This window comes from Alkaliflexus imshenetskii DSM 15055, assembly GCF_000517065.1.
GTDB lineage: Bacteria > Bacteroidota > Bacteroidia > Bacteroidales > Marinilabiliaceae > Alkaliflexus > Alkaliflexus imshenetskii.
The window spans coordinates 983,334-997,711 of the sequence record NZ_KI912105.1; the positions used below are offsets into that span (position 1 = coordinate 983,334).

The following is a 14,378-nucleotide window of genomic DNA, read 5'->3' on the forward strand; positions in this document are numbered from 1 at the left end:
TTATGAGTCAGTTAGCTGTTGCTGATTGGTATGATGTGATGCTCTCAAACACAACCGCTGCTGATGCCATACTCGACAGAATGGTGCATACGGCTTATAGGTTTGAATTAAAAAGGGGATACAATGAGAAAACCTAAAAACTAATTTAATTTTGTATTTTCATGGCTAACTTATAAAAAAGTGAACGGATATGGCCGTTTTCCCTGGGTGGGTATGAACCGTTTTTTGCACGAGTTGGCACTAAAGTACGGTTCTGCAATTTTCTCTAGTTCCTGACGGATGACCTCCTGTGCTACACGGTCTAAAACAGTGGGGATACCCAATGCTCGTTTACGCCCGTCTTCTTTGTTGATAAGTACCTCACGAACTGGTACAGGCATATAACTGCCGCTCGACATACGGTTCCATAAGGGATACAGATATTTCCCCGGATGCCGTTCGATTTCGATAATATCAATATCATCGACACCGGCGCTGCCGCCATTGCTCTTTACCGCCTTAAAGGCGTCCCATACCTGTCGCTTACTTATCGGTTGCGACTTTTGTTTCTCCTTGAAAATCATTCTAAATAATCATTTCGATTATAAGTTGTAATACAATTTGAAACCGGACAGGTGGAGACCTTCGCTCCACTCCCATTACAGAAGCTTCAACGCTACTACGCTCCATCCGCCACTAGCTCTGCTGCATTGGTACTCGCGGCCTTTTCCTTCGCGTGGATTGTTGGCCTTCTCCCTTAACATCAGCTGAGTAGCTTCTCCTGTTCCGTAATCAAGCCCAGACTAAAGTTCACGCCATCTTTATGCCGATTGGCCAGACATCCTATAATGCAGGTAATTTGATATCCTTGTCGCAAGCACACGTCCGAACACCTGCTTTTGACCAATAGTGTAGTTATTCACGACACCTCTACGATGGTTCAATCGCTACTCATTCGTCTCCAGTAGTCTATACCTGATAAAGTCGGTCGTACAACTGACCCCTTTACCGTTTCCATGACGCTCAGTACCGTCCTCTTGAAAAGGCAGCACCTCATGGTGGTTTGGCAAATCCTCCTGCAAGGCCTTTGCCGAGAGACCATATCGAAGTAAAAACTCCAATACCCTCTCATCTTGATTGCAGTTATGTTACTCAAATTCAAAGAACATTTCTTAAATTGTATCCCTGAGTAACGACAGGACACACGCACGAACACACAACATCGTGTATAAGTAATGGCGGGGGTTGTAGCGTATTCAAGCGTTCTACCTCGCATCAAGTTCATCGTAGCTTGATAGGAAAGTGCCCCGTAATCCGCCACTACTCATACACGTAACCGTTGTGTGTAATGTAAGACATAGTCCCAAACATCTAATATTGAAAACTGAATGATACCAAAATTAAAATTAGTATTAGAATACAAACACTTTTTCGATTCTGAGCCACCTGAAAATAGACTGGATTTAATTAAACATATTCCCAAGTTGCAATTGCTATATGAAATTGCAGGATTAAATTATCGCTTAAAACCATACAATCAACTTAAATATGATTTCTCATTAGAAACACAAACTAAAGAGCTGGAATATTTCTGTCCAATAGATAAAGATTTGTATAAAAAATATGTGCAAATCGCATCAAAGTATACAAAGAGCAAGGACGAATATCCATTAATATTTAATCGAGCAGCAAATCTGTTTGCACTTGAAGAAATTCTAAACAATGATGGTTTTCTTCAAGAAGAAAAGTTCGATATGAAAAAGGTTGAAGTTTGGGATGGTATTTTTAAGTACCTTTTGGCTGTTAATGCAGAAGTTGTTAAAGTAAAACAACTGCCTCCTGAGGACACAACAATTGAGAATATTAGTGCATCTGCAATTGCCTTAAACGAATTGATGATTGAAGACAATCCTGTTTATATCCCATATAAAGGAATATGTCTTATTGAGTATTTATCCAAGCATCCTGTATATGGGAATGAATTGCAAAGGTATTTTAATGAAACCCTAAAAATTGACAAGGACAGATTTATATACAATTTGCTTTCTCTTTCAATGGCAAACAGTCAAAAGAAGAGTTTTACTGAATTTGTCTATAACACAAATGAACCTGATGCATTTTTAGATTTCTTGAGTAGTAATCAATTTAACAATAGGGATTTCATCAAACTACTAACCGTAAAGAAAACACCATTTTATAAAGATAGGGATACACGATATATTGTTCTGGATATTAATTTTTTAATTAATAAAAGTTATAATTTTTTCATTAATGATTTTTGGTTTGACTATTTGAAACCTCAAAAAGACGAAAAAGGAAAAGATAAATTCAGTTTTAAGCATTATCGAGCTGCTTTCGGATTGTTTTTTGAAGAATATGTTGGAGAAATAATAGAGAATAGTTTTCATCACCTAAAATATCCAAAACCTCTGCTATTTGATAACTTGAAGATTAAAGTTCCTGCTGGGCAAATAGAGGTTGCAGATATTTATGTTAGGCAGAATAAGAAAATCCTTGTTGGTCAAGTAAAATCAAGCTCAATTTATGACAATGAAAAGTATAGTGGCGAAATAAATACTTTGTACCGAAATAATAGAGAACAGTTTTATAAAGATTTTGGCGTAAACCAAACATATGATTCGATTAAAACAATTTTAGAAAATTCAGATTCTTTTGATTCAAAATTACCAGTAAACAAAAGGTTAGAATTTTATCCAATTATAGTTGTTAATGACAAAGTTTTTCAAACACCTCTAATTCCAAATCTACTACATCAAAGGTTTCAAGAACTCCTTGCAAATGATGATTATAAACCTCATAAAATACATCCATTAGTTGTTGCCCAAATATCAGATTTAGAATATCTAGAGAACACTTTGGCAAAAAAGAAAAAGACAATATGGGACATACTTAAATCTCATTATAAAAAAATTGACAAAACTTTAATGCCGCCACTTATACAGACAACTGACAGATTTATTAATCCTGGAATAGTAGCAGAAAGGTTAATGATAAAAATGAAAGAAATAATTAATACATATTCTGAAAGAAACCAATAAAACACTACACACAATATATAGGAATATGAGCGGTCGGCACGACCCAGCGATTATTCCAGGTTGAACGACATCCCGTCAGGACTACAACTGGTAGCTATGGACTTTTTGTCGGTTTTTGATGTTTTTGGCAAGAACGCCTATGCTGCGATCGTGCTGTTTTTAACCTTATCGGTTTAAGAGAAGAGTGGTCTTTGTGTTTCAAATGTTGAAAACCAGCTTCTTTTGGGCTTAAAACCCACCGTCAAGGCAATACGATGCCGAACCTCATGTGAATGAAGTTTTTAAAGGGAATGTTATGTTGGTTACTGCAACTTATCAAAAAGCATAGAAGGCAGATGCCCTGTGGGTGACCGAATCCTGGACAAGGTTCTGATGACAATCAGACGACCCGTTTTGCAATGCGGACATTTGGTTATGTCAAATCCTGTCAATCTTAAAATGCGCTCTGGAGCCGTTTCGGGCTTTTGTTTAGCTGTCATCTGGTCAATGTCAGGCTTTTCATCGGGCACAAATTGCAAATCCAGATGGAGTTTTGTGGTGTGATGATAAATACCGAACCGACGGATACGCACGTAACCATCTGGCATAACATGCAAAGAGAATCGACGCAGAAACTCTTCTCCTTTCAGGGATACCGGTTTTATTTGTGCGCGGTCGCGGTAGTCTTTAGCTACGAAAGTGACGTTTGTTGAGTCAACATTCAATATCCGCTGGTTGCTGATGGCAATGCGATGGGTGTATTGCCCCAGATACCTGATGACATGTTCGGCGCCAGCCATTGAGGGTTCGCAATAAACGACAGGTTTTTCTGATTGCGCTTACAGTAAACAATATTGGATTTCTCCTGCTTGAAACAATATTGGATTTCTCCTGCTTGATTTTCAGCTTGCACCTTTGCATCAGCTGTTTTACACCCAAAGAAGTTGTTCAACGCTGAATAATGTTGTGAAATACTTTGAGCTGCTAAGGCACCAATAGCTTTTGAGCATTACAACAACATCTTTAAAGGTAAATAGAGGACTTATAAAACTTTTGAGACAGCTCCTTAAACATGAACGCAACACAATAAAAGATTACATGTATCTTTAGGCTACAAAACACCTAATTATGTATTTAAAAATGCAGCTTAAATAATGCTTTAACTTGTAAACTTATTTTAGAACGAGACAGTTTATTGTGAGCGTTACCAAAATCAGCATTACCAATTGTTATAACGAAATTCAACAATGAGCATAAACAGAGACATACCTGAACTACTGAAAGCCGGAGTAATCACACCTGATTTGGCAGAAAGCATCCAGAGCTACTACAAAACAAAAAACAGAACATCTAATAACCGACTGTTTGTGGTTTTTGGGATTTTTGGTGCAATTTTGGTTGGACTCGGTATTATTTTGATTGTTGCGCATAACTGGGATGAACTTTCACGTACAACAAAAACACTCCTCTCATTTTTTCCTCTCATACTTGGACAGGCAATCTGTGGATTCTCAATTATATATAAACATGAAAAAGTTGCATGGAGGGAAAGTGGAGCCACATTTCTATTCTTTTCAGTTGGGGCAAGTATTTCACTTATAAGTCAGGTATACAATATCCCTGGCAGCCTTGGTTCGTTCTTGCTTACTTGGATGCTCCTGTCTCTTCCATTAATCTACGTGATGAAATCATCTTTCACCTCATTACTGTATTTGGTAGGAATTACATATTATGCGGCCGAAATAGGTTATTGGACTTATCCCTCATCCGAATCATACTTGTATTGGTTCTTACTTTTGCTTGCATTGCCTCATTATTTCCATCTGTACAATTTGAGGCCTAAAAGCAACTTTATGATTTTCCATAACTGGCTGATTCCTTTATCAGTAGCAATCATTCTGGGAACTGTGGCATATAGGACAACGGAACTGATGTTTATCGCCTACTTCAGTCTTTTTGGGTTATTTTATTCAATTGGTGAATCAGACATCTTCTCACAGCAAAAAACCAGAAACAATGGATTTAAAGTTATTGGCTCAATTGGGACAATAACACTGTTATTGTCAATGAGCTTTAGATGGTTTTGGGAAAGCCTCAGTAGTAAAGTTTTTCAATTTGAGGGGTTAATTATGGCACCTGAATTTCTCGCATCAACGCTCATAACATTAATGGCCGTTGGACTTCTTTTTATGAATGTAAAAAAGAGAACTCAGAAAAAAATAAGACCTTTGGCATTGGTTTTTATACTATACATCGCAATATTTATGATAGGTATACAATTCCCCATTGCAGATTTACTTATTAACATCACCATCTTTATTCTTGGGATGATGATTATGATGGAGGGTTCAAAAGAAGATCATATAGGAAAACTAAACTTCGGGCTACTTATAATTGCTGCATTAATAATTAGTCGTTTTTTTGACACAGATTTAAGCTTTATTTTCAGAGGGCTACTATTTATGTTAGTTGGTGCTGGATTCTTTACAGCTAATTATTTGATGCTAAAAAAAAGAAAGACAAATGAATAACAAAAAAATAGTGATATCTGTATTTTTATTGATTGCGCTAATACAACTATATGTGCCCTCTAGAATGATCTGGAGTAGAGAGGCAATTCTTAAAAGAGGGACAGAATATCGATTTAGAACGGCTCCTATAGACCCGACTGACCCATTCAGAGGGAAATACATAATCCTTAACTTTGAAGATAATACAACTCAAATTGAGAGCGGAAAAAACTGGGCTTCTGGAGAGCAAATTTATGTTTACTTGACGACAAACAATAACGGGTTTGCTGTAATAAAATCTGTATCTAAAGAGAAGCCAATAGATAATCAGCCATTTGTTAAAGCAAAAGTGAGTTTTGTTACAGGAAATGATTCTGGCAATTTGGTGATTGACTATCCATTTAACAGATTTTACATGGAAGAGTCAAAAGCTTACGAAGCTGAACTGCTTCATGCTGAATCACAACAAGATTCAAGCAAGATAACCTATGCCTTGGTTAGCATAAAAAATGGGAATGCCGTTTTAAAAGATGTCTTGATTGATGGGGTCTCTATAAGTGAGGCAGTCATAAAAAGCAGAGAAGAAATAAAAAAATAGGGGCATTTGCCAATAGCGATTACATAACATTGCTAAAATCGTCCCATAAACAATGGCTAAATTCAAAACAAACCAATTAAACTAAACTTCTTTTCTAACAACAAAAAAACGCAAACAAAATTTACTGGAAAAGAATGCGTTAGTTACACCGATAGCCTTCAGAGACTCAACGTTAAAGAAAAAAACCGGGTGCTGAAAATCAGTCACCCAGCATAATCTAAGATTTGGTTTGATTAACTTAATGTCACAATTATTCTCTATTTAGAAGCCACATCATCAGAAACGCTCTTCTCAGTGGTAGATTCGCGCAATCTGGCCATTTGTCGCTCAGCCTCTCTTAATCCCTTTTCGGCTTCGCGACGATATTCCCTACCCCTGGCATAACTTATTGTACCAGATTCAGATTCACGAATAGCGCGTCTCATTAAATCATCATAAGCACGCAGAGCATCACGATACTCAGCATCCAAGTCGCGGATGGCAAGACGCATTTGTGAAGCCTCTTCTCGTGACACTTCATTTAAGCTCTTTTCAAGCTCTTTGCGTTTAGCAGTATATGTTTTCTGATGCTCACGCATAACATCAGTGGCCTGACGAATTTCCTCAGTAGTACGTGCCATCAATGTATCACCAACAGCAATTAATGAATCGGCCACATTTAATCTGGCCTGATATCTTTGTTGAAGCTTAGCAGTATTCTCCAACTGATGAGCTAATCTTTTTTCGTTTGAATTTTTGTTGCTTTTTCCACTTCCCAAAACAACAGATGGTAAAATCAGGAATACGGAAACCAAAATAAAAGCAGACAATCCTTTAAAAGTAAGGATGTTTAGATAATTCTCAGGCTTAGATGTTTTTTTCATGACAATGGGAACATTTGTTAACGGATTTAAAAATAGTTAACAGGTTACACTTTTTAGCAACTTAATTCAGCCTATATGATAAACGCTATTTTTAATTTGACGAACAATGCAAAAATCCGGATAAAAGCAATCCGAACGCGCACCTTAAAAATGTAAATATCAACCAACTCCATAACCTAAGAATTGGAAAAGATGATGTAAAAACCATCGCACAAGCGGAAAAAATGAGAGAAATACTAACTTTATAGAAACTTAAACTCACTAAACAATGAAACATCTACTTTTACCGCTGATTTTAATTGTGCTCACTACTCAGAGCGCATGTAGCCAGGATATTCGTCTGCCAGAACCAGACAAAAAAGGAGGTATACCTTTGATGCAGGCACTAAATGAGCGACAAACAAGCCGCGAGTTTACAGATAAGGAACTCTCACTTCAGGATATTGCAGATTTATGTTGGGCTGCATGGGGATATAACCGTGATGACAAACGCACAGCTCCATCATCTATGAACAAACAAGAGATGGATCTTTATGTTTTCCTTAAAAGTGGAGCTTATCTTTACAATGCAAAAACGCACACATTAGAACTTGTAAAGAAAGGTGATTTGCGAGCACATTGTGGCAGTCAGGATTTTGTAGCTGGTGCGCCGCTCAATTTTATATATGTTGCAGATTTATCCAAAGCCGGGTTAAGTTCGCCTAACGAAATCACTGCCGAAAAACTCATCCCATCACATGCCAACAGCGGATTTATGGCACAAAATGTATATCTCACAGCTGCAAGTAAGGGTCTTGCTTGTGTCATAAGAGCCTGGATTGATGCAGATGAATTGCATCAGGTACTGGAGCTGAATGCCATGCAGAAGGCGCTGTACGGACAAACTGTAGGACATAAAAAATAGCCCATATTCTCAAACATACTCTCCCATAAGCTATAACCGGCCTCATAGCTTATGGGAGTTTGTGACTCATCCTTTTTGGGCAGCGTCAAAAGCTTTTAATAGGTCATCAATTAAATCCTTTGGGTTCTCCAATCCGATGCTAAGCCTTATTAACCGTTCGTTGATACCAAACGCGGCTCTATCCTCAGATGACACATCCACATGTGTCATTGTAGCCGGATGCTCAGCTAAACTCTCGGTTGAACCAAGACTCACAGCAAGCTTAAAATGCTGCAGGTTATCCAAAAACCGAAACGCCATTTTCTCATCACCATCAATCTCAAAAGAAAATACAGAGCCTGGCGAACCACACTGCCGCTTAAACAATTCATAATCCGACTGCTCCTTGCTCAAAAAACCTAGATAATGAATACACCTCACCATTGGATGATGCTTAATAAATGAGGCCACTACAAGGGCACTTTCAGCCTGATGCGCCATCCGTATTTTTAGGGTTTCGAGACTGCGAAGAATGAGCCACGACGAATTCGGATCGAGCATGGAACCTAAAAATGTGCGCATGGTTTTGAGCTGACCTATCAACTTGGAATTGCCAAGACATGCACCGGCTAAAAGATCTGAGTGACCACCAATAAATTTCGTGGCAGAATAGACCGAGATGTCAGCACCATGACTAAGAGGCTTTTGAAAAACTGGACCCAGAAATGTATTGTCGACAGCAAGAATTGGGCGCTCCCCTCCTACAGAAAAATGTTCAGCCAGTTGGCGGCACATCTGAATATCAATTAAAGAATTGGTAGGATTTCCGGGAATTTCTGTAAAAATCAGTCCCGGCAATGTTCCTGAGCTATGTTCGTTTACCATATTAACAATGTCATAAAACCCATCCGAAGATGAGAATCTCAACACCTGAATATTAAAACATGGCAAAACATGATTGAAAAAATGGTCGGTTCCACCATAAACAGGTGCACCATACAGAAGAAGACCTCCAGGTTTTAAAAAGGTGAAAACCAGAGAAGAGATAGCTGCCATACCGCTGGAAAACAATGCAGCATCATCGGCATTCTCCCAGGCAGCAAGTCGCTTTTCAGCCAGATCCAGATTGGGATTATTCACCCTACTGTATATCATTCCAAATTGCTCGTCTGGTCGCTTATCTCTAAGTCCATACGCAAGCTGAAAAAAAGCTTTCCCCTCCTCAGCTGTTCTAAAAGAGAAGGTAGATGTTTGGAAAATTGGACATTTTACAGCTCCCTGATGCGCTTCAGCATTATAGCCAAGAGACAGCATGAGAGTTTCAGGAGAAATTCGATTTTTAGTCATGGCAGCGGTTTTTATTAAAGTTAAAAAACCACTACCACATTATCCAGAAAATCAGCGATAGTTATCTATTTTCGCTTACTGTTGGGACTATCTGCCAACTCACCAGTGGTTTCAGCCCGTACGCTCTCCAATTCACGCTGGGCTATTTCAAGATTTTTTTCAGCATCTTTAAGTCTTCGTGATGCATCTTTGCGCATCGATCGGCCTTTATTCCAATCTTTTGATGCCTTATTGGCTTCACGAATATGCGCTTTTAGTTGTGCATCATCCTTTCGGAATGCATCTTTGAATTTAGAATCAAAGAGCTTTAATTCAGCCTTGGCGGCATTTACCTCCTCTTTTGACCTGGATTTTAACTTACGTTCAATCGACTTACGTTCCGATTTATACTCCTTTGCTTTAGCTTTCATTTCAGATGTAAGCGATTTTATCTGAGTTGAATGCTCGTCCCAGCCTTCAGAGCCTAGCGTATATAAAGAATCCGCAATGGCCAGACGGTCATTTAAACGTGTGACAACAAGCTGTGCCCGTTCCACATTCATTTCACTGCGATTGATTCGGGCAAGCTGCTTCTCTGTGAGATCCTGTGCATTTGCATTCATGAAAGAAAACGCAGCAAAAACAGAAAGCACTAAACCCTGAGAAAATCGATTACAACAAAGAAACTTAAGCGTAGAATTCAGGTTCATAGACAAAGGTTTTAATTTAGGATACTGAGTTCAAATAAAGTAAATTTTTCTTCATTAATTTACTATTTCTCTAATTTTTAGACATCTGGTTCATTGCATTCATCAAAAACATCTCACACTCTTTAAGTATGCGACTGATTTTCAAAACCTTACATTTTTTTTTGGCAAATTCTGCTAATACACTCAGAATCATTCACTACCATAAATAGTCAAACAATTATTTTGATAAACAAAAAAATAATTGAACGTCTATAACTAATCAATATGCGTAATCCGGGAAAACGACAGAATGAAAAACAGATAAGCATCTATTCATAACTTCAACTTGCTAAGGTGGAATTTCATCAGAACCCTTCTGTCGCTAGCATCAAAAAACATCAATTTTAATAAGCCACCAACAATCCGGCTAATTTGCCAATGAAATAGGATACACCTCTATCTACTGTAAATTGTTAGTTTATTTCATCTAAAACCTGTATGAGCCACTGAAATGTTAAAAAACACGTAAAAAAAATCCTACCTCTAGATGAAATTGATGAATAATCACTTAATTTTAGAGGGGAAACTAAATCAATAAACAACCGAGACTAATTTACTTTTGGCAGAGATAAATAAAAATACAATAGATTAGGAGTTCATTTAGAGTGAGAGACTTAATTTGAAAAAGATCAGCCCAAAATACAAATCAGTTTCACAGAATATTACATTTGAGAATACGAGGTTAACAGATACGAAGCAGTAATTTATGAAATTTAGAACAATGCGCTACAAATTCAGAATGGCACATTTGGAGGCAGCCTTTTGGTTTGTGGCTATTGTTGCACTTGCATTAACAAACCCGGTGAATGACCATGCATCCCTTTGTCCCGCAAAGGCTCTAAACATAGGGTTTTGTCCGGGCTGTGGTTTGGGCACATCTATTTCATGGCTGTTTCGTGGGCAGATATCAGAATCGTTTGCCAGTCATCCAATGGGTATTTTAGCTGTAATCATTCTCTCATTTCGCGTATTTAAACTACTTCAAAAAGATATCACTTTCAAACCTAAAAATTATGAACAGAATACTACAACAACTACCGGAAGCTGAGATGGACGAGGCCCAATTTCTCAGTGTATTGTTAAAAGACAAAAGCGAAAGCGAAGTCACAAATTTCATCAATATTTATCGCAGCCGCCGACGCGATCCACAAGTAATACTTCTTACTGCACTGGTTGGATTTTTGGGAGTTGCAGGCGTACATCGTTTCCTGATAAACCACATTGGCATGGGGGTTCTCTACTTTTTCACAGCTGGACTTTGTTTCATTGGAACCATTGTGGATCTGATAAATCACAAAAATCTGGCATTGGAATACAATCAGAAAGTAGCGTTGCAAGTTAAATCACTTTTTGAGTAATCAGAAAATAGCCGGTTCGATTACCGAGATGGTCTTTTCTCGATAATCATCATCTTAATTTTCAAAACAAACAACTCCGTAAAACCCATTCATAATGTTGGATTTTACGGAGTTTTTATCATTTGGGTTGATACATCTAATCCATGTAGCGCTCAATAGGTTCACATGCACATACCAAATTACGATCGCCATACGCATCATCTACGCGGGCAACGGTGAGCCAAAACTTGTTTTCACGCACCCAAGGCAGCGGGAAAGCAGCCTTTTCGCGGCCATACGGGTGATTCCATTCATCGGCAACCACCACATATTCGGGATGCGGCGCATTTTTAAGTACGTTATCCTCATTGTGAGCCAGCCCCTGCTCTACTTCGCGGATTTCAACCAGAATGGCGCGCATGGCATCCAAAAAGCGGTTAAGCTCAGATAGAGATTCGCTCTCAGTGGGCTCAATCATCAGCGTACCGTACACCGGAAACGAGAGAGTTGGAGCATGAAAACCATAATCCATTAGTCTCTTGGCGATATCGGCTTCTGTGATTCCTGTGGCCGCTTTAAGATGTCTGCATTCAACTATCAACTCATGCCCTACCCTGCCATTCTCACCACTATATAATATGCCATAACCCTCTTTAAGTTCATTAGCCAGATAGTTGGCATTAAGAATTGCGATTTTTGAAGCATACGTGAGTCCTTCACCGCCCATCATTTTAATGTAACCAAAAGTGATTGGTAAAACCCCGGCACTTCCCCAGGGCGCAGCAGCAACAGTCATTACAGCCGCACGCTTATTGTCGATTACCGGATGGCCTGGCAGAAAATCAACCAGATGAGAAGCCACGCCAATAGGCCCCACACCGGGACCACCGCCACCATGCGGAATGGCAAAAGTTTTATGAAGATTTAAGTGACAGACATCGGCACCTATAATTCCCGGGCTGGTTAATCCCACCTGTGCATTCATATTTGCACCATCCATATAAACTTGCCCGCCAAATTCGTGAATTATCTGGCACACTTCTTTAATCGAAGCCTCAAACACGCCGTGTGTGGAAGGGTAAGTAACCATGAGACATGCCAGATTATCAGCATGCAAAGAGGCTTTAGCGCGAAGATCATCTACATCGATATTCCCTCTGTCGTCACACTTAATAACAACTACTGATAAACCAGCCATTACAGCACTGGCAGGATTGGTGCCATGCGCCGAAGAAGGTATAAGTGCGATTTTGCGGTGTCCCTGATTACGACTTTCATGATAGGCACGAATCACCATCAGACCGGCATACTCGCCAGATGCGCCGGAATTAGGCTGCAGGCTCACATCAGCGAAACCCGTAATTTCAGCCAAATCGGCACGTAACTCCTTCATCATTTCATGATATCCGGCTGCCTGATCAAGCGGCACAAATGGGTGTAACCCGGCAAACTCAGGCCATGTTATGGGAAACATCTCCGTTGCAGCATTCAATTTCATGGTGCAGGAACCAAGCGAAATCATTGAATGGGCCAAGGAGATATCCTTTCGCTCGAGGCGCTTTATATAGCGCATCATCTCTGTTTCGGAATGATACATACGAAACACCTCCTGCTGCATAAAGTCAGACTGTCGCTTTAAACTATCGGGCACAACCGATAGTACATCAAAGTTCAGCTTCGGTGCATCTTTACCCACGCAATCAGCAATGAGTGCAACCAAATCTTGTAAATCAGAAATTTCTGTTGTTTCATCCAAACTAATACCAAACTCCGAAATGCCATGATATAAGAGATTTATCCCTCTGGCCAGAGCCAACTCGCGCAGTTTAACAGATGACACCCCCGAAGGCAGCTTAAACCTTAGAGTATCAAAATAGACGTTATTTTCAAGACTCATGCCCATGCCGGTGATGGCATTGGCCAGACATGCAGTATAACGATGAACTCTTTGTGCTATATTTTTAAGACCTTCCGAACCATGATAAATGGCATAGAACCCAGCCATTGTAGCCAGTAAGGCCTGAGCAGTACAAATATTTGAAGTAGCTTTTTCCCTTTTAATGTGCTGCTCACGCGTTTGGAGAGCCATACGCAGCGCACGACGACCATTTACATCCCTTGTAACCCCAATGATGCGCCCAGGAACATGGCGTTTAAATTCATCACGAGTAGCAAAAAATGCAGCATGAGGCCCTCCATAGGCCAGAGGTACGCCAAACCGCTGACTGGTACCAAACACAATGTCAGCGCCCCACTCACCGGGTGGCTTAAGGAGCGTAAGTGCCAGCAAGTCGGCAGCTACAGCGAGTTTACCTTCACCCTCGTGAATTTGATGAGCCAGTTTAATATAATCACACACCTCCCCTTTGGCATTTGGATATTGCAGTATTGCGCCAAAGTGCGTCTCAGGATTAAAAACCATCTGTTCGGCAGCAACATACTGTAGAGTTATGCCTAATCCACCGGCCCGTGTCTCAATTACAGCACGAGTTTGTGGCCAAATGGCTTCATCAACCAGACAAACAGAAACATTCTCTTTTATCTGCCTGCGATTACGCGTATTGAACATCAAAATGAGGGCTTCAGCAGCCGCAGAGGCTTCATCAAGCAGCGATGCATTGGCAATTTCCATGGCTGTAAGCTCAGTTACCACGGTCTGATAATTAAGCAAAGCCTCAAGTCTGCCTTGTGAAATCTCAGCCTGATAAGGAGTATAAGATGTGTACCAAACCGGGTTTTCCAACACATTCCGAATAATCACCGACGGTGTGTGCGTGTTGTAATACCCCAATCCGATGTAAGTTTTGTATATCTTATTTTTTGCTGCTATCTCCCTTATTCGTTTTAAAAAACCAGCCTCAGACAAGCCCTCGGAAATATTCAGCTTCCGATTCATGTAAATGCCATCGGGAATGGTCTGTGCAACAAGCTCATCGAGAGAACCAACGCCCAGCTTGCTGAGCATGTAACCGACCTCTTCATCGGATGGGCCAATATGGCGGCTAACAAACTGACTACCAGTCATCTTAATCCATGTTAAATTTAAAACTACCAGTTTATTTTATCCACATCAAGATAAAATAAATAGGTGAAAC

12 protein-coding genes and 1 pseudogene are annotated in these 14,378 nt (G+C 39.7%); 6 read left to right on the plus strand and 7 right to left on the minus strand.

What is annotated here, in order from left to right; genetic code table 11:
* Positions 1 to 170: 170 nt before the first annotated feature.
* Together ALKIM_RS17580 and ALKIM_RS19800 are read right to left on the minus strand one after the other, a co-directional pair.
* Positions 171 to 563, minus strand: coding sequence for an RNA-dependent RNA polymerase family protein (locus ALKIM_RS17580; protein WP_052345350.1), 393 nt, complete (start codon positions 561 to 563; stop codon positions 171 to 173).
* A gap of 363 nt (positions 564 to 926) precedes the next feature.
* Positions 927 to 1,100: a hypothetical protein gene (locus ALKIM_RS19800; RefSeq protein WP_157363697.1), complete on the minus strand. Its 174-nt coding sequence runs from the start codon at positions 1,098 to 1,100 to the stop codon at positions 927 to 929.
* A gap of 267 nt (positions 1,101 to 1,367) precedes the next feature.
* Here ALKIM_RS19800 and ALKIM_RS0104130 point away from each other — a divergent pair, with 267 nt between their 5' ends.
* Positions 1,368 to 3,038, plus strand: coding sequence for a hypothetical protein (locus ALKIM_RS0104130; RefSeq protein ID WP_026473538.1), 1,671 nt, complete (start codon positions 1,368 to 1,370; stop codon positions 3,036 to 3,038).
* A 302-nt stretch (positions 3,039 to 3,340) separates the two neighbouring features.
* On the opposite strand, the pseudogene ALKIM_RS17585 reads toward ALKIM_RS0104130, so the two are convergent.
* Positions 3,341 to 3,856: pseudogene (locus tag ALKIM_RS17585) on the minus strand (transposase); the annotation flags it as partial.
* Positions 3,857 to 4,264: 408 nt separating this feature from the next.
* Between ALKIM_RS17585 and ALKIM_RS0104140 the strand changes: the two are divergent.
* Both ALKIM_RS0104140 and ALKIM_RS0104145 read left to right on the plus strand, forming a co-directional pair.
* Positions 4,265 to 5,548 (plus strand): DUF2157 domain-containing protein, encoded by a 1,284-nt coding sequence (locus ALKIM_RS0104140; protein ID WP_026473540.1) that lies wholly within the window; start codon positions 4,265 to 4,267, stop codon positions 5,546 to 5,548.
* Positions 5,541 to 6,125 (plus strand): GDYXXLXY domain-containing protein, encoded by a 585-nt coding sequence (locus ALKIM_RS0104145; RefSeq protein WP_026473541.1) that lies wholly within the window; start codon positions 5,541 to 5,543, stop codon positions 6,123 to 6,125. Before ALKIM_RS0104140 ends, ALKIM_RS0104145 begins: the two co-directional genes overlap by 8 nt.
* Positions 6,126 to 6,382: 257 nt before the next feature.
* Here ALKIM_RS0104145 and ALKIM_RS0104150 read toward each other — a convergent pair whose 3' ends face one another.
* Positions 6,383 to 6,988 (minus strand): hypothetical protein, encoded by a 606-nt coding sequence (locus tag ALKIM_RS0104150; protein WP_026473542.1) that lies wholly within the window; start codon positions 6,986 to 6,988, stop codon positions 6,383 to 6,385.
* 268 nt (positions 6,989 to 7,256) lie between these two features.
* Between ALKIM_RS0104150 and ALKIM_RS0104160 the strand changes: the two genes are divergently transcribed.
* Positions 7,257 to 7,892, plus strand: a complete 636-nt coding sequence (locus ALKIM_RS0104160) for a SagB/ThcOx family dehydrogenase (RefSeq protein WP_026473543.1) — start codon at positions 7,257 to 7,259, stop codon at positions 7,890 to 7,892.
* A 66-nt stretch (positions 7,893 to 7,958) separates the two neighbouring features.
* Here ALKIM_RS0104160 and ALKIM_RS0104165 read toward each other — a convergent pair whose 3' ends face one another.
* Positions 7,959 to 9,218 (minus strand): aminotransferase class I/II-fold pyridoxal phosphate-dependent enzyme, encoded by a 1,260-nt coding sequence (locus ALKIM_RS0104165; RefSeq protein WP_026473544.1) that lies wholly within the window; start codon positions 9,216 to 9,218, stop codon positions 7,959 to 7,961.
* A 65-nt stretch (positions 9,219 to 9,283) separates the two neighbouring features.
* Positions 9,284 to 9,907: a hypothetical protein gene (locus ALKIM_RS0104170; protein WP_044117737.1), complete on the minus strand. Its 624-nt coding sequence runs from the start codon at positions 9,905 to 9,907 to the stop codon at positions 9,284 to 9,286.
* 745 nt (positions 9,908 to 10,652) lie between these two features.
* On the opposite strand from ALKIM_RS0104170, the gene ALKIM_RS17590 reads away from it, so the two are divergent.
* A complete protein-coding gene (locus ALKIM_RS17590) occupies positions 10,653 to 10,994 on the plus strand; it encodes a DUF2752 domain-containing protein (protein WP_235714373.1) in 342 nt (113 codons plus the stop codon).
* Positions 10,960 to 11,304: a TM2 domain-containing protein gene (locus ALKIM_RS0104185; RefSeq protein ID WP_026473546.1), complete on the plus strand. Its 345-nt coding sequence runs from the start codon at positions 10,960 to 10,962 to the stop codon at positions 11,302 to 11,304. Before ALKIM_RS17590 ends, ALKIM_RS0104185 begins: the two co-directional genes overlap by 35 nt.
* Before the next feature lie 136 nt (positions 11,305 to 11,440).
* Here ALKIM_RS0104185 and gcvP read toward each other — a convergent pair whose 3' ends face one another.
* Positions 11,441 to 14,308, minus strand: a complete 2,868-nt coding sequence (gene gcvP / locus ALKIM_RS0104190) for an aminomethyl-transferring glycine dehydrogenase (protein WP_026473547.1) — start codon at positions 14,306 to 14,308, stop codon at positions 11,441 to 11,443.
* Positions 14,309 to 14,378 lie beyond the last annotated feature (70 nt).

Bases quoted from the DNA above. Each gene is read 5' to 3' on its own strand.
- ALKIM_RS0104145 (WP_026473541.1), top strand. From the start codon at position 5,541: ATGAATAACAAAAAAATAGTGATATCTGTATTTTTATTGATTGCGCTA.
- ALKIM_RS0104170 (WP_044117737.1), bottom strand. From the start codon at position 9,907: ATGAACCTGAATTCTACGCTTAAGTTTCTTTGTTGTAATCGATTTTCT.
- ALKIM_RS0104130 (WP_026473538.1), top strand. From the start codon at position 1,368: ATGATACCAAAATTAAAATTAGTATTAGAATACAAACACTTTTTCGAT.
- ALKIM_RS17580 (WP_052345350.1), bottom strand. From the start codon at position 563: ATGATTTTCAAGGAGAAACAAAAGTCGCAACCGATAAGTAAGCGACAG.
- ALKIM_RS0104165 (WP_026473544.1), bottom strand. From the start codon at position 9,218: ATGACTAAAAATCGAATTTCTCCTGAAACTCTCATGCTGTCTCTTGGC.
- ALKIM_RS0104160 (WP_026473543.1), top strand. From the start codon at position 7,257: ATGAAACATCTACTTTTACCGCTGATTTTAATTGTGCTCACTACTCAG.
- ALKIM_RS17590 (WP_235714373.1), top strand. From the start codon at position 10,653: ATGAAATTTAGAACAATGCGCTACAAATTCAGAATGGCACATTTGGAG.
- ALKIM_RS0104140 (WP_026473540.1), top strand. From the start codon at position 4,265: ATGAGCATAAACAGAGACATACCTGAACTACTGAAAGCCGGAGTAATC.
- gcvP (WP_026473547.1), bottom strand. From the start codon at position 14,308: ATGACTGGTAGTCAGTTTGTTAGCCGCCATATTGGCCCATCCGATGAA.
- ALKIM_RS0104185 (WP_026473546.1), top strand. From the start codon at position 10,960: ATGAACAGAATACTACAACAACTACCGGAAGCTGAGATGGACGAGGCC.
- ALKIM_RS0104150 (WP_026473542.1), bottom strand. From the start codon at position 6,988: ATGAAAAAAACATCTAAGCCTGAGAATTATCTAAACATCCTTACTTTT.